General features: G+C 47.5%; 13 protein-coding genes. 10 read left to right on the top strand and 3 right to left on the bottom strand.

Annotated elements, in window-relative coordinates:
- Nucleotides 1-9: 9 nt before the first annotated feature.
- Genes dhbC through NSS75_RS17200 form a run of 5 tightly spaced genes read left to right on the top strand, consistent with a single transcriptional unit; the run spans nucleotide 10 to nucleotide 11,196 of the window.
- On the top strand, nucleotides 10-1,206 hold the full coding sequence (gene dhbC / locus NSS75_RS17220) for an isochorismate synthase DhbC (RefSeq protein WP_213417895.1): 1,197 nt from the start codon (nucleotides 10-12) through the stop codon (nucleotides 1,204-1,206).
- 28 nt (nucleotides 1,207-1,234) lie between these two features.
- Nucleotides 1,235-2,854, top strand: a complete 1,620-nt coding sequence (locus tag NSS75_RS17215) for a (2,3-dihydroxybenzoyl)adenylate synthase (protein ID WP_326323625.1) — start codon at nucleotides 1,235-1,237, stop codon at nucleotides 2,852-2,854.
- A gap of 25 nt (nucleotides 2,855-2,879) precedes the next feature.
- On the top strand, nucleotides 2,880-3,815 hold the full coding sequence (locus tag NSS75_RS17210) for an isochorismatase (RefSeq protein WP_198097978.1): 936 nt from the start codon (nucleotides 2,880-2,882) through the stop codon (nucleotides 3,813-3,815).
- An 18-nt stretch (nucleotides 3,816-3,833) separates the two neighbouring features.
- A complete protein-coding gene (locus tag NSS75_RS17205) occupies nucleotides 3,834-10,973 on the top strand; it encodes an amino acid adenylation domain-containing protein (protein ID WP_339234080.1) in 7,140 nt (2,379 codons plus the stop codon).
- Nucleotides 10,974-10,986: 13 nt separating this feature from the next.
- Complete coding sequence (locus NSS75_RS17200; protein WP_216393825.1) at nucleotides 10,987-11,196, top strand: MbtH family protein; 210 nt, start codon at nucleotides 10,987-10,989, stop codon at nucleotides 11,194-11,196.
- A gap of 52 nt (nucleotides 11,197-11,248) precedes the next feature.
- Here the strand turns inward: NSS75_RS17200 and NSS75_RS17195 are convergent, their stop codons facing one another.
- From NSS75_RS17195 to NSS75_RS17185, 3 genes are all read right to left on the bottom strand, one after another.
- Nucleotides 11,249-11,926, bottom strand: coding sequence for a YukJ family protein (locus tag NSS75_RS17195; protein WP_024122701.1), 678 nt, complete (start codon nucleotides 11,924-11,926; stop codon nucleotides 11,249-11,251).
- A gap of 113 nt (nucleotides 11,927-12,039) precedes the next feature.
- The gene (ald, locus tag NSS75_RS17190) at nucleotides 12,040-13,176 is read right to left on the bottom strand and encodes an alanine dehydrogenase (RefSeq protein ID WP_216393824.1); all 1,137 of its coding nucleotides are present in this window, start codon (nucleotides 13,174-13,176) and stop codon (nucleotides 12,040-12,042) included.
- A gap of 101 nt (nucleotides 13,177-13,277) precedes the next feature.
- A complete protein-coding gene (locus tag NSS75_RS17185; RefSeq protein ID WP_095714061.1) occupies nucleotides 13,278-14,501 on the bottom strand; it encodes a PucR family transcriptional regulator in 1,224 nt (407 codons plus the stop codon).
- 506 nt (nucleotides 14,502-15,007) lie between these two features.
- Here NSS75_RS17185 and NSS75_RS17180 point away from each other — a divergent pair.
- The 5 genes from NSS75_RS17180 (at nucleotide 15,008) to esaA (ending at nucleotide 24,737) form a co-directional block, all read left to right on the top strand.
- Entirely contained in the window at nucleotides 15,008-15,301 is a 294-nt protein-coding gene (locus NSS75_RS17180) for a WXG100 family type VII secretion target (RefSeq protein ID WP_003220661.1), read from the top strand.
- A 69-nt stretch (nucleotides 15,302-15,370) separates the two neighbouring features.
- Nucleotides 15,371-15,610 (top strand): ESX secretion system protein YukD, encoded by a 240-nt coding sequence (gene yukD / locus NSS75_RS17175; protein ID WP_010331710.1) that lies wholly within the window; start codon nucleotides 15,371-15,373, stop codon nucleotides 15,608-15,610.
- A 14-nt stretch (nucleotides 15,611-15,624) separates the two neighbouring features.
- Nucleotides 15,625-16,980, top strand: a complete 1,356-nt coding sequence (essB, locus tag NSS75_RS17170; RefSeq protein WP_105991641.1) for a type VII secretion protein EssB — start codon at nucleotides 15,625-15,627, stop codon at nucleotides 16,978-16,980.
- A gap of 60 nt (nucleotides 16,981-17,040) precedes the next feature.
- Nucleotides 17,041-21,528 carry a type VII secretion protein EssC gene (essC, locus tag NSS75_RS17165; protein WP_339234075.1) on the top strand — a complete coding sequence of 1,496 codons (4,488 nt, stop codon included), beginning with the start codon at nucleotides 17,041-17,043 and terminating at the stop codon, nucleotides 21,526-21,528.
- Entirely contained in the window at nucleotides 21,525-24,737 is a 3,213-nt protein-coding gene (gene esaA, locus NSS75_RS17160) for a type VII secretion protein EsaA (RefSeq protein WP_339234072.1), read from the top strand. The genes essC and esaA overlap by 4 nt, the downstream gene beginning before the upstream one ends.
- The last annotated feature ends 7 nt before the right edge of the window (nucleotides 24,738-24,744 follow it).

Here is a 24,744-nt window from a genome sequence, read left to right as displayed (position 1 = left end):
TTTATGAAGATGTTGGAACAAAACGTTATATCTGAAACAAAGGCGGAGCATTTGCTTCGTGATTATCAGCCGGGCACTTTTTTCCTGGCTTCCCCTCACCGTGTGCTGCTTGGAAAAGGAATAAGTGAAACCGTGCCGGATGCAGACGGCCAAAACCAATTAGAAACCTTACCCGGCCGCATTGCTGAGGCGCTTAACAAAGCAAAGCAATCGGGGCAAAGCCGTCCGGTTGTTGTGGGAGCTGTTCCATTTGATCATTTGAAATCGCCCCGGCTCGTCGTTCCGGAGGAGGTACGGTGGTCAGGACCGCTTCAATTCGATCATGCCAACATCGAACAGCAGCGGGAACATACATATCAAATACAGCCTGTTCCTGCACCGGAGGACTATAAAAAAGGTGTAGAACAAGGATTGGCAAGCATTGCTGACGGCACACTCAGCAAAATTGTCCTGTCCAGATCGCTGCATCTGACATCATCTGAAGCGATACAAACGGGAGAACTGCTTCACCATCTGGCGCGGCATAATACACACGGTTATACTTTTGCAGCCGATGTATCCGGCCGAGATGATTCATCTTCCCATCGGACATTACTCGGAGCAAGTCCGGAGCTTCTCGTTTCGAGAATGGGAACCCAGGTGGTATCCAATCCGTTAGCGGGCTCTAGACCTCGCAGTGATGATCCTGTTGAGGACCAGCGCCGGGCCGATGAATTGCTTTCCTCCGCAAAGGATCTTCATGAGCATGCTGTTGTGGCTGATGCGGTTGCCGCCGGGCTGCGGCCTTTTTGCCGGACGCTGGACGTTCCGGAAAAGCCTTCGCTGATCCAAACTGAGACGATGTGGCATTTGTCCAGTGTCATTAAAGGAGAGCTTTCTGATCCGACTGTAACCGCGCTGGAACTAGGCGCCGCGCTTCATCCTACGCCGGCAGTCTGCGGAACACCGACTGGCCTTGCAAGAGAAGCCATCCGGGAAATTGAACCTTTTGACCGAGGTTTCTTCACCGGCATGGTAGGCTGGTGTGACGATGCAGGCGATGGCGAATGGATCGTTACGATTCGCTGTGCAGAGGCTGAAGAACGTTCACTTCGTCTTTTTGCAGGTGCCGGTGTTGTAGCCGGATCAAAAGCAGAGGACGAGCTCCAGGAGACATCCGCAAAGTTTCGGACAATGCTTCGGGCAATGGGTGTCAATCACATATGATCAGAAATAAATGCAGGAGGGAAACAGCATGCTGAATGGATTTACGCCTTGGCCCAAGGAGTTTGCGGAAAAGTACCGGGAGAACGGGTGCTGGGCCGGTGAGACTTTTGGAGATATGTTAAGAGACAGGGCTGCCAAACATGGCGATCGTATCGCGATTACATGCGGGGACACCCATTGGAGCTATCAAGAGCTTGACACAAGGGCTGACCGTCTGGCAGGCGGATTGCAGAAGCTCGGTATTAAACAAATGGATCGTGTAGTGGTGCAGCTGCCGAATATCGCGGAGTTTTTCGAAGTCATCTTTGCGCTTTTTCGGCTGGGGGCGCTCCCGGTCTTTGCACTGCCCTCTCATCGAAGCAGTGAGATTACATATTTTTGCGAGTTTGCTGAAGCGGAGGCTTATATCATCCCCGCTTCTCATTCGGGATTTGACTACCGCACACTTGCCAGACAGGTTCAAAGCAAGCTGCCGTCCTTGAAACACATCATTGTCGCAGGTGAGGCGGAGGAATTCCAGCCGCTTGAGGCATTGCATACAGAACCTGGCGAGCTGCCTGAAGTAAAATCTTCGGATGTGGCGTTTCTCCAGCTTTCTGGCGGAAGCACCGGCTTATCGAAACTGATACCGCGAACCCACGATGACTATATATACAGCCTGCGGATGAGTGCGGAGGTTTGCTGGCTTGATCACAGCACTGTGTACTTGGCCGCATTGCCGATGGCGCACAATTATCCGCTGAGCTCACCTGGGGTGCTAGGCGTATTATACGCTGGAGGAAAAGTGGTTTTATCTCCTTCTCCGAGTCCGGACGACTCGTTCCCTTTGATTGAACGGGAACAGGTGACAATAACAGCTCTTGTCCCGCCGCTTGCAATGGTATGGATGGACGCTGCTGCCTCACGAGATGACGATTTATCAAGCCTTCAAGTGCTGCAGGTAGGCGGCGCGAAATTCAGCGCTGAAGCCGCGCGCAAAGTGAAATCTGTATTCGGCTGCACCTTGCAGCAGGTCTTCGGAATGGCAGAAGGACTCGTTAATTATACAAGGCTTGATGACCTGGAGGAAATTATTGTTAATACCCAAGGTAAGCCGATGTCTTCTTACGATGAAATACGTGTGTGGGATGACCAGGACCGTGACGTGAAACCTGGTGAAACGGGGCACCTGCTGACACGGGGACCGTATACGATCCGGGGATACTATAAGGCTGATGATCACAATGCGGCTTCGTTTACCGAGGACGGCTTTTACCGCACTGGCGATCTAGTGAGACTGACACCCGACGGTTATGTTGTCGTGGAAGGACGGGCAAAGGATCAAATCAACCGCGGCGGAGAAAAAGTGGCGGCTGAAGAGGTTGAAAATCATCTTCTGGCACATCCGGCTGTGCATGATGCGGCAATGGTCTCAATGCCTGACCAATTTCTTGGTGAAAGATCCTGTGTTTTCATTATTCCCCGGGATCAAGCGCCGAAAGCCGCAGAGCTCAAAGCTTTTCTAAGAGAACGCGGGCTTGCAGCATATAAAATTCCAGACCGGATCGAATTTGTTGAGTCCTTCCCGCAGACAGGGGTAGGAAAGGTAAGCAAAAAGGCACTTCGCGAAGCAATCGCCGAAAAACTTCTTGCAGGTTCGAAAAAATAGAAACGATTTGAAAGGGAGTGTTCAAATGGCTATTCCTGCCATTCAGCCGTATCAAATGCCGACAGCGTCTGATATGCCAACAAACAAAGTATCATGGGTGCCTGATCCAAATCGGGCAGTCTTCTTAATACACGATATGCAAAACTATTTTGTCGACGCGTTTACAGCAGGAGCGTCTCCGGTAACAGAGCTTTCAGCAAATATACGCAAGCTGAAGGATCAATGTGTTCAGCTCGGAATACCTGTTGTCTACACAGCGCAGCCCGGCAGTCAAAATCCGGAGGAACGGGCATTGCTGACTGATTTTTGGGGACCTGGATTAAGCAGCGGTCCTTACGAGGAAAAAATTGTGGCCGAGCTTGCACCGGAAGACGATGATCTCGTATTGACAAAATGGAGATACAGCGCATTTAAGAGAACGAATCTGCTTGAGATCATGCGTGAACAGGGGCGCGATCAGCTGATCATCTCCGGGATTTATGCTCATATTGGCTGTCTCGTTACAGCATGTGAAGCGTTTATGGAGGATATCGAAGCATTTTTTGTTGCTGATGCAGTTGCGGACTTTTCTCGGGACAAGCATAAAATGGCCCTTGACTATGCGGCTGGGCGCTGTGCGTTTACGCTGATGACCGACAGCTTGCTTGATCAGCTGAAACATACGCCTTCTGCGGCTCAAAAGCCATCAGAAAAAGCTGAAAAACATATATTTACCTGCGAGAGTATCCGAACACAAATTGCTGAGCTTCTTCAAGAATCGCCTGATGACATTGCAGATAATGAAGACTTACTGAATAGGGGACTTGATTCTGTAAGGATCATGACATTAGTTGAACAATGGCGCCGTGAAGGAGCCGAGGTGACATTCGTCGAACTGGCTGAACGGCCGACAATAGAAGAATGGCAGAAATTGCTTTCAATCCGCATTGAGAGAGTGCTGCCAAACGCGGACTATTTATAAAAGGAGGTAAAAAAACGGATGCCTGATACAAAAGATCTTCAATATTCTTTAACCGGAGCGCAAACCGGTATTTGGTTTGCTCAGCAGCTTGATCCGGATAATCCAATCTACAATACAGCCGAATATATAGAAATCAACGGCCCAATCGACATTTCTCTTTTTGAAGAAGCTTTACGGCACGTGATAAAAGAAGCGGAATCACTTCATGTCCGCTTTGGTGAAGATATGGACGGGCCCTGGCAAATGATGAATCCATCACCGGATGTACAGCTCCAAGTCATTGACATTAGCTCTGAGCCTGATCCGGAAAAGACAGCTTTACACTGGATGAAAGCTGATTTGGCAAAGCCGGTCGATTTACAGCATGACCCATTGTTCCGCGAAGCTTTGTTTAAAGCCGGGCCACAGCGTTTCTTTTGGTATCAGCGCATTCACCATATAGCGATCGACGGCTTTGGGTTTTCTTTGATCGCCCAGCGGGTTGCACATGCTTATACTGCACTTGCAGGAGGGCGGTCCGCTGATGATCGTTCCTTCGGCTCTTTGCAGGATATTTTGGAGGAGGACGCAGCGTACCGCTCGTCTGAAACATATGAAGAGGATCGGCAATTCTGGCTGAATCGTTTTGCGGACAGGCCTGAAGTTGTCAGTTTAGCAGAACGGGCGCCGAGAACCTCAAAAAGCTTTCTGCGCCAGACTGCTTATTTGCCGCCATCAGATGTAAACGCGCTGAAAGAAGCGGCGCGCTATTACACCGGAAGCTGGCATGAAGTCGTGATTGCGGTATCAGCTGCTTATGTGCACCGTATGACCGGCTCTGAGGATGTTGTGCTCGGACTGCCTATGATGGGACGGATGGGATCGGCATCCCTGAATGTTCCGGCTATGGTGATGAACCTTCTCCCGCTGAGGCTGTCTGTGAGTCCTTCGATGAGCTTTTCTGAGCTTGTGCTGCAAATTTCCCGGGAAATCCGCAGTATCCGGCAGCATCATAAATACCGCCATGAGGAACTGCGGCGGGATCTGAAACTAATAGGAGAAAATCATAGATTATTTGGCCCGCAAATAAATCTTATGCCTTTTGATTACGGTCTCGACTTTGCCGGAGCCCGGGGGACGACGCACAATCTGTCAGCCGGTCCTGTTGATGATTTGTCGATAAATGTCTATGACAGAACAGACGGAAGCGGACTGCGAATTGATGTGGATGCCAATCCTGAAGTATACAGCGAGTCAGAAATAAAGGTGCATCAGCAGCGGATCTTACAGCTTTTACAAACGGCATCAGCCGGTGAGGACATGCTGATTGGGCAAATGGAATTTCTTTTGCCGGCAGAAAAAACACGGGTCATAAGCGAATGGAATGAGACAGCAAAATCCGAGCAGCTGCTCAGCCTTCCGGATATGTTTCAGGAGCAGGCTGACCGTTCCCCTGAACGTATCGCCCTGATTTGCGATCACATTCAATTAAGCTATCAAGAGCTGAATGAACAAGCAAACCGCCTCGCGCATCTTTTGATAGAAAAAGGGCTTGGGCCGGAGCAGTTTGTCGCCTTGGCCCTGCCGCGGTCTTCCGAAATGGTAGCTGCAATGCTGGCCGTACTAAAGACTGGTGCTGCTTATCTTCCGCTTGATCCGGAGTTTCCTGCCGACAGAATTTCATACATGCTGAAGGATGCAAAGCCATCATGCATTATAACGACTGAGGAAATTGCAGATACTCTGCCTGACGATCTAACGGCACCGCAGCTTGTGCTGGATCTGCCTGTGACAAAAGAGATTGTGAAGCGTTATTCTGCTGACAATCCAAATGTACATGTATCTCTTGCTCATCCGGCGTATATCATCTATACATCAGGATCAACAGGAAGGCCAAAGGGTGTTGTTGTCACGCTGAAAAGTTTAAGTAATTTTCTGCTGTCTATGCAGGAGACATTTTCTCTCAATGAACAAGACAGGCTGCTGGCTGTGACGACTGTCGCTTTTGATATTTCTGCTTTAGAATTATTCCTCCCGCTTATCAGCGGAGCGAGTATTGTTGTTGCTCAAAAAGAAACAACCCGTGAGCCGCAGGCATTAGCTAAAATGATTGAATATTTTGATATAACAATTATGCAGGCAACGCCGACCCTGTGGCATGCGTTGGTCACAAACGAACCTGAGAAACTTCGGGAGCTCAGGGTGCTTGTCGGGGGAGAGGCGCTTCCGAGCGGGCTTTTAGAGGCCTTGCACGCGCTTGATTGTCCAGTGACTAATTTATACGGTCCTACTGAAACAACCATTTGGTCTGCGGCAGCTTTTCTCGAAAAAGGAGTACAGGGTGTGCCTCCGATCGGAAAGCCGATTTGGAATACGCAGGTATATGTGCTCGATAATAGTTTGCAGCCCGTTCCGCCAGGCATTGTTGGAGAGCTCTATATTGCGGGAACCGGATTGGCCCGCGGATATTTAGGGCGCCCTGATTTAACGGCGGAGCGCTTTGTTGCTGATCCGTACGGACCGCCGGGCACACGGATGTACCGGACCGGAGATCAGGCCCGCTGGCGTGCGGATGGGTCTCTGGATTATATCGGGCGGGCCGATCATCAAATCAAGATTCGCGGTTTCCGCATTGAGCTTGGAGAAATTGATGCCGTGCTTGCTAAACATCCTCAAATGAAACAGGCTGCGGTTGTCGTTCGAGAGGACCAGCCGGGAGATAAACGTTTGGTGGCGTATCTGGTCGTTTCTTCAGCTCTAGATATTGCTGAGCTTCGCCGTTATGTCGGTGCCAGCCTGCCTGATTATATGGTGCCTGCGGCATTTGTGGAGATCGATGAACTGCCATTAACACCTAACGGCAAGCTTGACCGGAAAGCATTGCCGGCACCTGATTTTGGGGCGTCTGTCACTGATCGGGGACCGCGAACGCCTCAAGAAGAGATACTGTGTGATCTGTTTGCGGAGGTTCTAGGTCTTGCACGCGTAGGCATCGATGACAGTTTCTTCGAGCTGGGTGGCCATTCTCTCCTTGCTGCACGTTTGATGAGCCGTATTCGTGAGACGATGGGAGCTGAGCTGGGCATCGCCAAGCTCTTTGACGAACCGACAGTTGCCGGACTTGCTGCACATCTTGATCAGGCGCAGAGTGTCCGTCCCGCTTTGCAAAGAGCTGAACGTCCTGAGAACATTCCGCTTTCTTTTGCACAGCGCCGGCTATGGTTCCTCCATTGTCTGGAAGGGCCAAGTCCTACATATAATATCCCGGTTGCCGTCCGTCTTTCAGGTGAACTGAACCAAGAAGCACTGCAAGCGGCCCTATATGATCTCATCAGCCGCCATGAAAGCCTTCGGACCATTTTCCCTGAATCACAGGGGACATCTTATCAGCGCATTTTGGACGCCGATCAGGCCCGTCCTGATTTATATGTTACAGAAATGAAGAAAGAGGAGCTTTCTGAGAGGCTTGCCGATGCTGCTCGCTACAGCTTTGACCTTGCAGCTGAGCCTGCTTTCCGGGCCGAGCTTTTTGTTATCGGTCCCGACGAGTACGTGCTGCTGCTGCTCGTGCACCATATTGTCGGAGACGGATGGTCATTGACTCCTCTGACTCGTGATCTGGCTGCTGCTTATACCGCCCGCTGTCACGGGAGAGCTCCCGAATGGACACCGCTTGCTGTGCAGTATGCGGATTATGCGCTCTGGCAGCAAAGTCTGCTCGGAAGCGAGCATGATCCAGACAGTTTGATTGCCGGTCAGCTTGCTTTCTGGAAAGAAAGACTGAAAGATTTGCCCGATCAGCTCGAGCTGCCAACCGATTATTCACGACCTGCTGAGCCGAGTCATCAAGGAGATACAATCCATTTCCATATAGACTCAGAGCTTCACAGCCGATTGCTGGAGCTGGCCCGTGCCAATAGAGTAAGTCTGTTTATGGTGCTACAATCAGGACTTGCCGCCTTGCTGACAAGGCTCGGAGCTGGAACTGATATTCCGATTGGAAGCCCGATTGCGGGGCGGAATGACGATGCGCTTAGTGATCTTGTGGGACTGTTTATCAATACATTGGTGCTCAGAACAGACACCTCTGGTGATCCGAGTTTCCGTGAGCTTCTTGACAGAGTGCGGGAAGTGAATCTGGCAGCCTATGAAAATCAGGATCTGCCGTTTGAGAGACTTGTAGAGGTGCTCAATCCTGCTCGCTCCCGGGCGACGCATCCATTATTCCAAGTCATGCTCGCGTTCCAGAACACACCTGACGCAGAGCTGAGCCTGCCTGGTACAGAAAGCAGCCTGCGCATTCACAGCGTAGGATCTGCCAAATTTGATTTAACATTAGAAATCAGTGAAAGCCGTCTTGATGACGGGACACCAAATGGACTGGAAGGACTGCTTGAGTACAGCACCGATCTATTTAAACGGGAAACTATTCAAGCTCTTGCTGATCGCCTTCTGCGGCTGCTTGAGGCTGCCGAGGCTGATCCTGATCAGGAAATCGGAAGACTGGATATTCTTGCACCAGAGGAACGCAGTATCACGGTAACGGATTGGCAAAGTGTTTCTGAAAAGATTCCGCAAGCGTGTCTTCCGGAGCTGTTTGAGAAACAAGCTGCGCTGAGCCCTGATTCCATTGCTGTCGTTTATGAAGATCAGGCGATGAGCTATATGGAGCTGAATGAAAGGGCGAACCGGCTTGCCAGGCTGCTGATCAGTAAAGGCGTCGGACCGGAGCAATTTGTGGCATTAGCTTTGCCTCGCTCATTGGATATGACTGTTAGCCTGTTAGCGGTACTAAAAGCGGGAGCTGCATACCTGCCGCTTGATCCGGACTATCCGGCTGACCGAATCGCTTTTATGCTGAGCGATGCGCGGCCTGCGTTTATCATCACGAGCTCACAGGCGGAAAATCAAATCCCGCCTGCAGAAAATGTGCAGAACATTGTGCTGGATGATCCGGAATTACGCGAGAAACTAAAAACATACAGCCCTTTGAATCCGGATAATACGGACAGGATTCGCCCGCTGTCACCTTACAGCACGGCTTATGTTATTTATACATCCGGATCAACAGGCGTTCCAAAAGGCGTCATGATTCCTCACCAAAATGTGACGAGGTTATTTGGAGCGACCGATCACTGGTTCCATTTCGGTTCAGACGACGTGTGGACAATGTTCCATTCCTACGCGTTTGACTTTTCTGTTTGGGAGATTTGGGGACCTTTGCTGCACGGCGGCCGCCTTGTTATCGTGCCTCATGACATCAGCAGATCTCCGGAAGCGTTTCTGCGTCTGCTGGTAAAAGAGGGTGTGACTGTTTTGAACCAGACACCATCAGCGTTCTATCAGTTTATGCAGGCGGAAAGGGAGCAGCCTGATCTCGGACAGGCGCTCAGCCTTCGATATGTTGTTTTTGGCGGAGAAGCGCTTGAACTCAGCCGTTTAGAGGATTGGTATCATCGCCACCCTGAAAAGGCGCCGAAACTGATCAATATGTATGGTATTACTGAAACAACAGTGCACGTCAGCTATATCGAATTAGACCGGAATATTGCAGCTTTACGAGCAAACAGCCTGATCGGCTGCGGAATTCCCGATCTTGGGGTGTATGTGCTGGACGAGCGTTTACAGCAGGTTCCGCCGGGTGTGGCTGGAGAACTGTATGTGTCAGGCGCCGGATTGGCCCGAGGCTATTTAGGACGGCCCGGTTTAACGGCGGAACGCTTCATCGCTGACCCGTTCGGGCCTCCGGGCACACGGATGTACCGCACGGGAGATGTAGCCCGCAGGCGTGCTGACGGTTCTCTCGATTATGTCGGCCGTGCCGATCATCAAGTGAAAATCCGGGGCTTCCGGATTGAACTGGGAGAAATTGAAGCTGCGCTTGTTCAGCATTCACAGATGGAAGATGCGGCAGTGATCGTGCGTGAGGACCAGCCGGGAGATAAACGTTTGGCAGCTTATGTCATACCTTCCTCGGAAGAAACGTTTGATACGGCGGAACTGCGCAGGTATGCTGCTGAGAGACTGCCGGATTACATGGTGCCTTCAGCCTTTGTGACGATGAAAGAATTGCCGCTGACGCCGAATGGAAAGCTTGACCGTAAAGCGCTGCCTGCTCCAGATTTTGCTGCTGCGGTGACAGGTCGCGGGCCGAGAACCCCGCAAGAAGAAATCCTTTGTGACTTGTTTATGGAAGTGCTTCATTTGCCGCGTGTCGGTATTGATGACCGTTTCTTCGATTTGGGCGGACATTCCCTGCTCGCAGTTCAGCTGATGAGCCGCATACGTGAAGCGCTCGGGGTTGAACTCAGCATTGGCAATCTATTTGAAGCGCCGACTGTGGCAGGGCTTGCCGAAAGACTTGAGATGGGATCAAGCCAAAGCGCACTTGATGTTTTGCTGCCGCTCCGAACAAGCGGAGACCGGCTTCCGTTGTTTTGCGTACATCCGGCGGGCGGACTTAGCTGGTGTTATGCCGGACTGATGACATCTTTAGGAACGGATTATCCCATCTATGGACTGCAAGCACGGGGAATTGGACAGCAGGAGGCGCTTCCGAAAACACTCGATGACATGGCTGCCGACTATATAGAACAGATTCGGACGATCCAGCCGAAAGGGCCGTACCATTTGCTTGGCTGGTCCTTAGGCGGAAATGTCGTTCAAGCAATGGCAACACAGCTGCAAAAGCAAGGGGAAGACGTTTCTCTATTGGTTATGCTGGACGCCTACCCAAACCACTTCCTTCCTATAAAAGAGGCACCGGATGATGAGGAAGCGCTTAGTGCCCTCCTCGCGTTAGGCGGGTACGACCCAGACAGCTTAGGAGATAAACCGCTTGATTTTGAAACAGCTATTGAGATTCTGCGGCGAGATGGAAGCGCACTTGCCAGTCTGGACGAATCGGTCATTTTGAATCTAAAGAATACGTACGTCAATTCTGTCGGCATTTTAGGTTCATATGCACCGAAAACCTTCCGTGGAAATGTTCTGTTTTTCAGATCAACTATCATTCCTGAATGGTTTGACCCGATTGAACCTGATTCGTGGAAGCCTTATATTAACGGACAAATTGAACAAATCGACATTGACTGCCGCCATAAAGATCTCTGTCAGCCGGAACCGCTCGCAGTCATCGGCCGGGTTCTGGCGGCTAAATTGGAAGAAATGAATCAATAAAGGAGGAAAAGCAATGGCAAATCCTTTTGAAAATGCGGATGGCATATACCTTGTTCTCATCAATGAAGAGGGCCAATATTCCTTGTGGCCCGGCTTTATCGATGTGCCGAGCGGCTGGACAGTCGTTCATGAACAAAAAGGGCGTAAGGCTTGTCTGGACTACATCCAATCGCATTGGAGCGATATGAGGCCGAACAGCCTAAAGCCTGTCGAAAATGTCTAAATGCATTGACGGTAAAAAAAAGAGACTGCAGCAGGCAGTCTCTTTTTCTATCTTACGCAGACGTTTGGGTATGATCGCAATCTCTGACCGGGTTCCCGTTTTCATCCGTACACCATGACTGGGATAAGAACGCCAAAAACACAGCCGCCCACTGATCGGCAAATTGAATCAGAATACCTCCGTCATGCCAAGAGCCGTTGTCTTTTTTCCAGCGGGTATCCAGCGCATTGCCTTGATTCATGTGGATATTGTGCATACCGTTTGTCGGGGTAAAGCCGAATATTTTATCTGCCGCCTGTTCAGGTCCAAATTTTGATCCAAATATATAAACCGGCGCTTTCTCTTCTTTCGCTTTCTTCATATACGTTTCAATAAAGTCATTTAAATCATTATCAGGCCCCGTGATTTCATGAGGCAAAGGCTTCATTTCCCGCGGATCAAAAAGATTGCTCCGCACATAATCCAGGGCTACTTCACGGTTTTCGTCATTGATCTTCGTATATCCATACGGCATGTTCGGAAGAATGGTAATTGAGCTCGAATCAAACTGATCATCAGCTAAATACAATACTTCTGATTCCTCAGAACTGGACATGACATTGATGGCGCACCTGTAATACGTATTCTCTTCACCGAGCATCTTCACTTGGAAATGAGGACTGTCATCATCTGTTTCCCGCTTCATATCTAAGACAACGCCTTTTAACACGCCATATTGCTGAACAGCCATATGAATCCTCCTTTATGATCAAGTTCTTCGTTTTAATTCGAGAAATCATTTCCATTTTCCTTTTTAAAAGATAAAAAAAGCCTGCAGAAATTTTTCTGCAAGCTCCATATGAGTTAAGCGCCCGCCACAGATGATTCATCGTGTAAGGCTTTCTCGGCAGGGACATATTCGTATCCTAAATCTTTGGCAACCGCCTCATAGGTCACGTGGCCGTTTGCTGTGTTTAATCCCGCTCTTAGTGCCGCATTGTCCGCGAGAGCTTGTGCTGCCCCTTTGTTTGCGATTTGCAGCGCATATGGAACCGTGACGTTCGTTAATGCAATTGTTGATGTGCGAGGCACAGCGCCCGGCATGTTCGCAACAGCATAGTGAACGACGCCGTGTTTTTCATATGTCGGCTGATCGTGTGTCGTAATGTGGTCGACAGTTTCGACGATGCCGCCTTGGTCAATTGCAACGTCCACAATCACTGAACCAGTCTTCATTTGTTTCACCATTTCCTCTGTGACAAGCGTCGGAGCTTTAGCACCAGGGATTAACACGGCGCAAATGAGAAGGTCCGCTTCGGCTACCGAGTCGGCGATATTGACCGGGTTAGAAATTAACGTTTTAATTTGATGGCCGAATATATCATCAAGCTGACGCAGGCGATCCGCGTTTAAGTCGATGATTGTCACATCTGCACCCAGGCCGACAGCCATTTTCGCCGCGTTGGTTCCGACTACACCCCCACCGATAATGGTTACCTTTCCGCGGGCAACGCCAGGCACTCCGGCAAGAAGGATTCCTTTTCCGCCTTTAGGTTTCTCCAGGAACTGCGCTCCGATTTGCGCTGCCATTCTGCCTGCCACCTCGGACATCGGTGTAAGCAGCGGCAATGTCCGTCCCTCACTTACCGTTTCATACGCGATCGCTGTGACGCCTTTATCCTTCAGTGCCTGTGCAAGCTCCGGTTCAGCCGCTAAGTGGAGGTAAGTAAACAGTACAAGCCCTTTCCGGAAGTATGCATATTCTTCCGGAAGCGGTTCTTTGACCTTCATGACCATTTCAGCGTCCCAGACCTGTTTAGGATCAGCAATGATTTCCGCTCCTGCTGACTCATAAGCTTCATTTTCAAAGCCGCTTCCAAGGCCTGCGCCTGATTCAACCAGCACGCGGTGACCGTTTGAAACGAGCTGTGAAATACCCCCAGGCGTCAATGCGACACGGTTTTCATTGTTTTTTATCTCTTTAGGAACCCCAATGATCATATCTATTTCCTCCCGTATATGTGATATGTTCAGTGTAGCTTGATTTTTTGGAAAATTCTTTGTTTGAAAAAGAAAATAAAAAAACAAGGGTTTGTGAAATTTCACAAACCCTTGTTTCGAAGTTTGATATCCAAATATATAGTAAACTTTTGATTCACATTTTTTAAATCGATCTCAGCGATCTGGCTGATTCGCTTCAGCCGGTAATTCAATGTATTAACGTGAATATTCAAGAGCTTAGAGGCGGTATTCACATTGCTGTCGGCTTCAATAAAACGTTCGAGCGTTTCGACCATATTGGACTGGTGATCCCGGTCGTACTGCTCGAGTTTTGAAAGGGAGTAGTTGAAATATCCCGTTTGCTTCCGTTTCTCATCTAACACGTCCAAGTATTGATAGATGCCTAATTCTGAAAAACTGAAAAGATGCTTGGTTTCTTCAGCAAACCGTTCCTTTGCTTTTAATACGGACAATGCTTCCTGATATGAACGGCAGACAAACGAAATGGAGTTGTATATTCCGCCAATTGCAATAGAAGCATCCTCTATTTTATAACGTTCCCTCAGCTGCCTTTGCGTGCTGAAAGCGAACTGTTTTAAATCTTGAAAAGGACGATCCGTTTTTGGCGCGGTTAAAATGATAAGTTCATTAGAATCAACGGTTGTCAGCAGAGCATGAACCTGCTGGGTCGTTTCCTGCAGATAATGAAGCTGCTGTTCTGTTTTTTCGGTCAGCTCGCCGTTTACCCGGATGATCATCACGGAAAATTCAGAGGGAACGACCATTCCAAGCTTGTTAAACCCATCCGTCATGTCCTGTTCTTGATAGATGTGTCCGGTCAGCATTTTCCAGAAAAATTCTTGGCTGCGCTCCTCATTTTTCGTTTTTCGGATTTGGAGCTTAAGCAGCTTGTTTCTGACTGCATTAGCCGCCATTTTTAATGTCAGCAAATCATCATCCGACAGTGTTTTTTGAATTTCAAGCGCCCAAATAAACCCCAGCACCTGGTTGTTCTTCCAAATCGAAATCGCGACGCGGTTGCTTAGTCCGACTTCGTCAATTTCCTTCACTCTGATCGGCTGGTCCGTTTTTAGCAGTGCGGGAATCGTCCCGTCTTTCCACAATTTATTAATAACCTTCTCCGGCACTCTTCTGCCAATGATCGTAGACGTCCGTGCAGGATCAGTACAATCGCTGTGGGTGCTGTAGGCTAGCAGTTTGTGGTTCACATCTTCAATGGTGATCGGACATTGCAGCACTTCACTGATATGGTCAGCCACATCTTCCAGTCTGTCAAAACTGTATTTAAACGGATCCTTTGGCATGGTCATCATTATCCCTACTTTTCCATCCTTTTATTCTTTGTTCTCTTTGACATCAAATCGTCTTGCTTTTATTATGATTGTTCTTGTTTGTGAAAATCAACAACAAAGAATGGCAGTATAATAGAAGTGAAAAACACTTTTTAAATATAATGAGATACATATTCTGTCTTGGGCGGTGAACAGACTGATGAATATTTCTGAAAACTGAACCTTTCAGAGATGGTGCTGTAGCATCAAATTTTCTGAAAGGTTTTTTTTGGGAGTTAGAGAATCATTTGGGCCTTTTGGATTATTTGGAGAAGGCGGAGCGGATTGAGAAAATAAACCTATTTGTTTAACAAAATATGTAATTTTTAAGAGGTGAGAGGTAAACCATTGGACTCATTTTGTAAAATTAAAACATATTTGTTTGACTGTACCGAAAAACTGTTTTTATAATAATTACGTTCTAAAAATAAGTGAATTAGCCCATATTTAGGCTGATGGCACAGGAGGTAATGAGGAATATGGCAGGATTAATTCGTGTCACACCCGAAGAGCTAAGAGCGATGGCGAAGCAATATGGCGTTGAAAGCCAAGAAGTATTAAATCAGGTTGATCGTTTAAACCGAATGATCTCTGATTTAAAAAGCATGTGGGAAGGTGCTTCTAGCGAAGCGTTCGCAGATCAATACGAGCAGCTCAAACCTTCATTTATCAAAATGTCAGATTTGCTTCAAGATGTAAACCAGCAGCTTGATCAAACAGCAAATACTCTTGAGTCTACTGACCAAGACATCGCAAATCAAATCCGCGGATAACAGTATGAAAGGGAAGGAGCGCCTGATTCACCAGAAGACGGCGCTCTTTCTATGTAAGGGTGAATGAACATGTATATTGATATTACGATAGATTTGAAACATTATAACGGAAGTGTCTTCGATCTCAGATTGTCAGATTACCACCCGGTGAAAAAAGTCATTGACATCGCTTGGCAGGCCCAAAGCGTTTCCATACCTCCGCGCGAAGGGCACTGGATCAGAGTGGTCAATAAGGATACGGTGTTTTCTGGAGAATGCAAGCTATCTGATTGCGGCATTACAAGCGGAGACCGGCTTGAAATATTATGAAAGGATCTGGTTGAATGTCAGGTGAACAAACATCATATTTAGAAAATCAATTAGAAGCTGCTTCTCAGAAAACGGAAGACGGCTATACATTTACCTTTCAACGGGAAAAAATAAAGCTTCTGGACGGTCTCGAAGCGAACGTGATCAAGGATGTAAATCCATCTTTTCATAAAGAGATCGATGTGACGGAAGACGAAGTGATCATCACAATCCAACCTCCTCCCTCCTATAAAGAATTTCGCTTGATAAAAGCTAAAGATAAAAAAAGCAAATGGCAGTTTGCCTATCAGCTTGTTCAGGCTGTACAGCAGCACAAGTTATCAAGGCTGCATTTGATTGTGGCCCCGGAAAACATTGTATTCGATAAAGGACTGACCCCATATTTTCTTCATTACGGCGTAAAAGAAAGCATTCCGCCTTACGAGCATGATGAGGAAAGAGTCTGGCAGGAGCTGAAAGCCGCAGCGGCTTTGGCAGTCGACGGCGCTTTTGCATTTGAGGACTATTTGAAATTCAATGAAACGCTGACATTCTCTCCGGAGGCAAAAGCGATATTGGACGCGAAGTCCTATGATGAACTGCTCGAGCTGATTCAGACACATATCGATGAGCTCGAAGCCAAAGCAAAAACATACATACATATCCCGAAAAAGAAGTGGAACATCCAAAGATATATCGGCCTGGGACTCATTGTGTTGCTTGTGCCGGCTCTGATTTATTCGATGTATGCCTTATTTTTCGCGCAGCCGAAGCATCAGGCGATTGTGGAAAGCAACCGCGCTTTTTTGAACAAGCAGTACAGCGGGGTCATCAACACGCTGGCTAAATATGATGCGGAAAGCCTGCCTGAATCAGTGCAGTATCAGCTTGCAATGTCTTATGTTGAGGTTGAAAAATTAGGCGACACTCAAAAGAAACAAATTGAAAATAATCTGGTCACGCTGCAATCAGATCCACAGCACTTTCTTTATTGGATAGATATAGGGAGAGGCGAGAATAAAGAAGCCATTAGTATCGGAAGAAAGCTGGAGTATAACCCGTATATAGGGCTGGGGCTGATCCGATATAAGGCTGAGATATTAGCAGATGACAGTATGAAAGATGATGAAAAGCAAAAAGAATTGGATACGGTACAAAGCGAGATCGACCAAATTACCAAACAAATGAAAGAACAAAAAGAAGAAGCGATAACAGACACGGCAGAAACTGATACAGCCAGCCAAGCCGCTGAAGAACAATCAGATAAAGAAAAGCAGCAAGCTGAAGAGAAAGCGGCAGAAGAAAAAGCCGCAGCCGAGGAAAAAGCGAAAAAAGAAGAACAAGAGAAAAAAGAGAAAGAAAAGAAAGATGAGAAAAAAGATGACAAATAAAGTGAAACATGAAGTTCAGGTCATCGCACGCCGTATTTCGGCCGTTAGGGGGTTCGCCATTTGAGTCTATTATGGGTTTTCTATCAGCAAAACGTCCAAAAACTAAAACTGTCTGATCTCCCGGCGTCCCAGCCGGTGACCATAGGGCCTGATGTGAAGGATTCCATTACGATCGGCACCATTCCGTTTGAGAACGGAGTGATTTCTCTTCAAAGGAAGGAATCCGGCGGCCAGTACGATGTTTTCCTGGGAAATGATTGCCTGGGCAGTCTTGAAACTGATACATCATTTTCTCTTCAAACGGATCAGCAGGATATATGTCTGTTTTTAATTGCCGGCAAACCTGAAAAATCCGTTTATTTTACAGGAAACAGAGACGAAATGACATGTTCCTCAGAAAAGACAGATGCAGATATCTATCTGAACCCGAATGATTTTGCTTTTGCGGAGCAAAGCACATTTTCATTACTGCATATCGGCGAGAAATGGTCGATTCTCCCAAAAAGCGGAAATGTGTTCTTGAACGGAGAGAAGGTAATAGGTGCTGCACCGCTCAAGCCGGGGGATGAAATATTCTGGAACTTTACGCAAATGAGAGTAACTGAACAAGACCTCTTAGAAATCGTTCATTACACACCGCTTGAAACAGTGTTAACCAAAACCGTCAAACCAAGCACAGAAATGCAGAAGAAATATCCGCAGTACAGAAGAACGCCGCGGATGGTGTACGATTTGCCAGATGACCGTGTGTCCTTCAGTTTTCCCTCTCAGGAGAGCGATCAAACCAATAGAGGGCTGTGGCTCGTCATCCTGCCTCCGCTTGTGATGCTGATCGTGATGGGCGTTGTCGCTATCATCCAGCCGCGAGGCATATTTATACTCGTATCACTGGCAATGTTTATGATGACCCTTATTACCTCGACCGTTCAATATTTCCGGGATAAAAACCAGCGGAAAAAACGCGAGGAAAAGCGGGAGCGCGTGTATAAGCTTTACTTAGATAATAAGAGAAAAGAGCTTCAGGCGCTTGCTGAAAAGCAAAAGCAGGTTCTTGACTTTCATTTTCCTTCTTTTGAACAAATGAAATACTTAACAAGTGAAATCAGTGACCGAATTTGGGAAAAATCGCTCGAAAGCAAGGATTATCTCCAGGTTCGGCTCGGGACCGGAACAGTTCCTGCAAGCTATGAAATCAATATGAGCGGCGGAGACTTGGCGAACCGTGATATTGATGACCTTATGGAGAAATCGCAGCACATGCAGCGTGTCTATAAGGACATTCGCAATGCGCCGGTTACGGTCGATTTGGCGGAGGGGCCGATGGGTCTTGTCGGGAAATCGCAGATTGTTAAGAATGAGATTCACCAGCTGATCGGCCAGCTTTCGTTTTTCAACAGCTATCACGATTTGCGCTTCGTCTTTATTTTTCATGAAGAGGAGTATAAAGACTGGGAGTGGATGAAGTGGCTTCCGCAATTTCAAATGCCCCATATTTATGCGAAAGGCTTTATTTATAATGAACAAACGCGTGACCAGCTCCTGTCCTCACTTTATGAATTGATCAGAGAGCGCGATCTCGAAGATGACAAAGAAAAACTGCAGTTTAAACCGCATTTTGTATTTGTCATTACGAATCAGCAGCTGATTTCAGAGCACGTCATTCTTGAATATTTAGAAGGGCAGCATGAGCAGCTGGGCATCTCTACAATTGTCGCCGCGGAAACAAAGGAAAGTTTATCAGAAAACATTACGACCCTTGTCCGCTATATCAACGAAAATGAAGGCGACATTTTAATACAAAAGAAAAAAGCAGTAAGAATTCCGTTCCGGCTCGATCATCATCAGCGCGAGGACAACGAACGGTTTTCACGCACGCTTCGCACGCTGAATCACCAGGTGGGCATTACGAACTCCATTCCGGAAATGGTCTCGTTCTTGGAGCTTTTCCATGCGAAGGAAGTAAAAGAAATCGGAATCCAGCAAAGGTGGCTGACGAGTGAATCGTCGAAGTCGCTGTCGGTGCCGATCGGCTATAAAGGGAAGGATGACATTGTGCATCTGAACCTTCACGAAAAAGCCCACGGTCCGCACGGTTTGCTTGCGGGGACGACAGGTTCGGGGAAAAGTGAATTTCTCCAGACCTACATCTTGTCACTTGCGGTGCATTTTCACCCGCATGAAGCGGCTTTCTTATTAATTGACTATAAAGGCGGAGGAATGGCGCAGCCGTTCCGCAATATTCCCCACCTGCTTGGCACGATCACCAATATTGAAGGCAGTCAAAACTTCAGTATGCGTGCGCTCGCTTCGATTAAAAGCGAGCTGAAAAAAAGGCAGCGTCTGTTTGATCAATATCAAGTCAATCACATCAATGACTATACAAAGCTGTACAAGCAGGGGAAAGCAGAAGTAGCAATGCCGCACTTATTCTTAATTTCTGATGAGTTTGCAGAGCTGAAAAGCGAAGAGCCTGATTTTATCAGAGAACTTGTCAGTGCTGCACGTATCGGCCGAAGCCTTGGCGTACATTTGATTTTGGCGACACAGAAGCCGGGCGGTATCATCGACGACCAAATCTGGAGTAACTCGCGCTTTAAAGTAGCGCTTAAAGTTCAGGATGCCACCGATAGTAAAGAGATTTTGAAAAACAGCGATGCCGCGAACATCACGGTTACCGGACGCGGTTATTTGCAGGTCGGAAACAATGAAGTGTACGAGCTGTTCCAATCCGCCTGGAGCGGGGCCCCTTACTTAGAGGAAGTTTACGGAACAGAGGATGAAATCGCGATTGTCACGGATACCGGCCTGATACCGCTTTCTGAGGTCGACACGGAAGAAATGGCGAAAAAAGAGGTTCAGTCAGAAATCGAAGCAGTGGTTGACGAAATCGAACGCATTCAAGAGGAAATGGGAATCGAGAAGCTGCCGAGCCCTTGGCTGCCGCCGCTTGCGGAACGTATCCCGCGCACCCTTTTCCCATCAGAAGAAAAGGACCATTTCCACTTTGCTTATGTTGATGAACCTGATCTGCAAAGACAGGCGCCGATTGCTTATAAAATGATGGAAGACGGAAATATCGGCATTTTCGGCTCCTCAGGCTATGGGAAATCGATTGCAGCGGCAACATTCCTGATGAGTTTTGCAGACGTCTACACGCCTGAAGAGCTTCATGTCTATATCTTTGATTTCGGGAACGGAACGCTCCTGCCATTAGCGAAGCTGCCGCACACGGCGGATTACTTCCTGATGGATCAGTCGAGAAAAATTGAAAAGTTCATGATCCGGATCAAAGAGGAAATCGACCGCCGAAAACGTCTGTTCCGTGAAAAAGAAATCAGCCATATCAAAATGTACAATGCGCTGAGCGAAGAAGAGCTTCCATTCATTTTCATCACAATCGACAACTTTGATATCGTCAAGGATGAGATGCATGAGCTTGAATCGGAATTTGTCCAGCTTTCCAGAGACGGACAAAGCTTGGGGATTTACTTTATGCTGACGGCAACGCGCGTAAATGCTGTCCGCCAGTCGCTCTTGAACAACCTGAAAACAAAGGTTGTCCATTATCTGATGGATCAATCTGAGGGATATTCGATTTACGGACGGCCGAAGTTCAGCCTGGAGCCGATCCCGGGGCGCGTGATCATTCAAAAAGAAGAGCTTTATTTCGCCCAAATGTTCCTGCCTGTTGAAGCAGAGGATGATATCGGCATGTTCAACGAGCTGAAAGCAGAAGTGCAGGTTCTTCAGGATCGCTATGCTTCACTTCAGCAGCCGGCTCCGATTCCGATGCTGCCGGAAAGCCTGTCGACGAGAGAGTTTTCTCTCCGCTTCAAGCTGGAACGCAAGCCTTTATCTGTGCCGATCGGGCTTCATGAAGAAACCGTCAGCCCGGTGTACTTTGACTTGGCTAAGCACAAGCATTGTCTGATATTAGGGCAGACACAGCGAGGAAAAACAAACGTCTTAAAAGTGATGCTTGAGCATCTGCTTGATGATGAAACGGAAATGATCGGTTTGTTTGACTCGATCGACCGCGGTTTATCCAAATATGCAAAAGAAACAGATGTCGCATACATGGAAACAAAAGATGATATTGAGCAGTGGATTGAAACAGCAGAAGACATTTTTAAAACAAGAGAAGCAATGTATGTAGAAGCCGTTCGCCAGGGAGACGCACAAAGCCTGCGATTCTCTCAAGTGGTTCTGATGATTGACGGAATTACGAGATTCCAGCAGACGATCGATACGAGAATTCAAGACCGCTTGGCGAACTTTATGAAATCTTACGCGCATCTTGGCTTCAGCTTTATTCCGGCAGGCAATCACAGTGAGTTCTCCAAAGGCTATGATTCCCTGACGACTGAGATGAAGCAAATCAGACACGCTATCCTGCTGATGAAAAAATCTGAACAAAATGTCATTCCTCTTCCGTACCAAAGACAGGAGCCGGAGATTCAGCCGGGCTTCGGATATGTTGTGGAAAACGGGAAGGAGCAAAAAGTTCAAATTCCTTTATGTTCTGCTGAAAGGGAGAGTGCTAGATGACAGAACAACGAAAAAACTTGATCAAGTTAATATCAGCCGTCATCATTATTTTGCTGCTGCCGGTTTTGTTTTTCCGGTTCATCGGGGAAGATCCGGCGAAAAAAGCAGCCAATTCCACGCGACAAATCGCAGTGGTGAATGAAGACACAGGCGTATTGAGTGATGAGGTGAAAGCGGACGATGAAGATGATCAATCCGCCCAGTTCGGTAAGGAAGTAGCTGCCGTTCTGGGGGAACGTCCTGATTATTCTTGGACGGTCGTGAACCGAAGTGCAGCCGAAACAGGCCTGAAATCGAAAAAATACGATGCGATCGTCTACATTCCCTCAGATTTCTCAAAAAACATTTTGAGCTATGACAAAGAGCGTCCTCAAAAAGCCACGCTTGAGTTCAGCATTCAAGATAACCTGAATGCGGTCAACAAAGAAAAAGTGCAGCGTGAGCTTGAAGATGCCCAGAAAACAATGAACAAAAAAATGTCGGCCTTATATTGGAACTTTGTCTCACAAAAAGTGGACAATATCAGAGGAGAGTTTGACAAGATCGTCAATAAAGAATCTGAATTCCAAAATGTCATGTACAATTTCTACAAACCAAGCTCTAACGATTTGGCAGGTGAAATCAAACGCCAGAAAGACCTAATCGATGAGCTGAAGAAATCAATGAATGAAGCCCAAGGCACGACAAAAGAAAAAGCATCGACAGCGGAGGAAGCAAAAAACACGCTGAAAGACTTCGTTGATACAGTTGAACGATACAAAGAATATCAAGAAAATCAAAAAAAGCTGCTATTGGCAGCTCAGGATTCAACTCAGCAGCAAATCCAGACAGGATTGGATGCCATTTCAGCACAGCAAAAGGCCAATCAGTTCAGCGAGCAGATGAGCGGCCTGTCAACAGGGATCAGCCAAGTGAAAACACAGCTTGGACAAACCAGCACAGTTCTGGCAGCCGCCCAGCAAATCAGGGAAGGCCAAGTGCCTCAGCAGGAACTTGGTATGGCGAAGATACAAAGCGATTTAATTAATCAATACCAGGCCGCATCAAGACAGGCTGCACTAAATCAGGTGTACGAACGGCTAGTTGAAGCGCGCGAGGCGCTCACTGTTGCGAAAGGTGAGCCGCAGCCTGATGGAGGTAATGGTTCAGATGATGAAGATAAAGACCCGAACGAAGAAAATCCTGAAGAACTGAAAATCGATCTTGAAAAACAGCGTGAAGAATTGAAAAACATTGCCGCTGACATTCAAGATATTTCAGACAATCTGAAGGAGCCTGAAAAAGAGGATCCGACACCGGAGGACCCGGGAACTGAAAAACCGGGAACAGACGAGCCGTCCACTGACAAGCCGGATCATCCAGATGACGGAGGCAGCACCAATCCCGATGATACACAGGGAGACACCGGAAACGATGATAACAGCAGTGATACCGGGAATGACGGGCAAACGGACGGCAATACTCAGGATCAAGACCAGCAGCAGGGAACAGACGGTCAGGAGCAGAACGGAGATGCCTCCAATGGTGAGTCAGACAGCGGACAAACCGAAACGGGCACATCTGCCGAACAGACTGCTTCATCTGACTCAGCCCTTCAATTTATCCAGCTGGCAAACGAAAACGAAGACACGACTCAGCCTGGAAATGAAGATCAACCAGGAAACGAAGACATTTCTGATATCGCAAAAGCGAAAGAACAGCTCAGCAAAGCGTCAGAACGAATTAAGCAAATCGAAGAAGAGCTCAAAGAAAAAGAAACTGCCCATAATGATGAGCTGAATAAGAAATTAGAAGAACTTAAAGAGCAAATGGATGGGCTTAATGATGAAATTGATGACTTGAAAGACCAAGTGGAAAAACTCGAAACGAAACTTGAAAATCTCGAAGCGAAACGGCAGAAGGAGTTCGAAGGGATTTACAGAGCGATTCGCGAGCTGGAGAATAAAGATCAGCTTCAATTCCCGGGGGAAATCAACACAGAAAGCATCTCCGCTTTAATGAGATACTATAAATATTTATCTGTGTATGACTCTGTATTATCCGGAACGATAGACAGCACTGCAAAAAACTTTGCCATTGACGGCCAGCAGGACAACGTCAAATCAGTCCTAGCCATCAAACCGGAAGAATCAGCAAGCTGGGAAGATCTCAAAAACAACACGATGCAAACCGATGAAGACATCGACAATTTCATCAATGGCATGACCGAGTTTGCAGACAACTACGGCAGCTATATCCGTGATTCTCAAGCCGGTGTTCTCGACGAACTGACGAAAATCTCTGAGAGTGCGTCTAAAGCGTCAGAACAGCTTGTAACCGGTGCGGCGCAGGAATCTGCAACGTTCAATAATGATGGTCTGTCAGGCACAATGGCACTGAGCGTGCAAGATACGGTCGGCCAGGAAGTGCTGCAAATGTCAGACGTGATGGGCTCATTATCTGAACGCCAGTCAGGCATTATTGATTACACAACCAACATGCAGCAAAGCGTAAATGATGTGCAGACGAAAGCTGACACCTTAAACAACAACTGGGGTAAAAATGTTGCTTCCACGAAGCTTGTACGCAGTGACGTATACGGCATTCTGGGCAATACATTAGTAGACGGCCAAAACAACGGCTATGTATATGATTACTTGGCAAACCCGCTTAAAATCAGCGGTCAGGTTCCGGAAGAAAAAATTCAGACGGTGCCGCCGGTTGTCATCCTGGTTATTATTTTGATCAGCAGTCTGTTAATCGGATATTTCAGCTCGTATTATCAAAATGCGCCGCTGCTCGTCAAAGGAGCGCTTTTCGGAATTCTGAATATCCTTGTCGGCTTGATGATCAGCTTGTTCGGTTTGAATATTTATTCACTGCCGGACGATCAGACGATTAAGTGGTCTGTATTTACGATTTTATTGCTGGTCGCAAGCTCTGCCTTTATCCGGGCGGCATTCCGATTCGGATCAATTCCTGGATGGGTTGCTTCAGCGGCAATGATTTTATTCTATGTTGCGCCGCTTATTGATTTAATTATGCCAAACTTCACATTTGAAGATCCGGTGTCGAAGGTATATATCGACATCCAGTACGGAACAGGGCATTTGTTTACAATGGGAATATCGGTTCTGCTGATCATTACGTTGATTGCAGCGGCTCTGCCGCTTGTCATTCGCTTGATAGCAGAAAAAACAGCAGAAAGCGATGAAACGTATGAAGCGTAATCGCAGC

The organism is Bacillus sp. FSL K6-1012 (genome assembly GCF_037964915.1).
In the GTDB taxonomy this organism is placed as follows: Bacteria; Bacillota; Bacilli; order Bacillales; family Bacillaceae; genus Bacillus; species Bacillus halotolerans.
Note: the sequence above shows the minus strand (reverse complement) of the source record. Positions and strands in the feature narration are given on the sequence as shown.

Excerpts from the sequence above, each read along its gene's own strand:
- essB (WP_105991641.1), top strand. The coding sequence starts at position 15,625 with ATGTCAGGTGAACAAACATCATATTTAGAAAATCAATTAGAAGCTGCT.
- NSS75_RS17205 (WP_339234080.1), top strand. The coding sequence starts at position 3,834 with ATGCCTGATACAAAAGATCTTCAATATTCTTTAACCGGAGCGCAAACC.
- NSS75_RS17215 (WP_326323625.1), top strand. The coding sequence starts at position 1,235 with ATGCTGAATGGATTTACGCCTTGGCCCAAGGAGTTTGCGGAAAAGTAC.
- NSS75_RS17195 (WP_024122701.1), bottom strand. The coding sequence starts at position 11,926 with ATGGCTGTTCAGCAATATGGCGTGTTAAAAGGCGTTGTCTTAGATATG.
- NSS75_RS17200 (WP_216393825.1), top strand. The coding sequence starts at position 10,987 with ATGGCAAATCCTTTTGAAAATGCGGATGGCATATACCTTGTTCTCATC.
- NSS75_RS17180 (WP_003220661.1), top strand. The coding sequence starts at position 15,008 with ATGGCAGGATTAATTCGTGTCACACCCGAAGAGCTAAGAGCGATGGCG.
- esaA (WP_339234072.1), top strand. The coding sequence starts at position 21,525 with ATGACAGAACAACGAAAAAACTTGATCAAGTTAATATCAGCCGTCATC.
- NSS75_RS17210 (WP_198097978.1), top strand. The coding sequence starts at position 2,880 with ATGGCTATTCCTGCCATTCAGCCGTATCAAATGCCGACAGCGTCTGAT.
- dhbC (WP_213417895.1), top strand. The coding sequence starts at position 10 with ATGTTGGAACAAAACGTTATATCTGAAACAAAGGCGGAGCATTTGCTT.
- ald (WP_216393824.1), bottom strand. The coding sequence starts at position 13,176 with ATGATCATTGGGGTTCCTAAAGAGATAAAAAACAATGAAAACCGTGTC.
- NSS75_RS17185 (WP_095714061.1), bottom strand. The coding sequence starts at position 14,501 with ATGCCAAAGGATCCGTTTAAATACAGTTTTGACAGACTGGAAGATGTG.
- yukD (WP_010331710.1), top strand. The coding sequence starts at position 15,371 with ATGTATATTGATATTACGATAGATTTGAAACATTATAACGGAAGTGTC.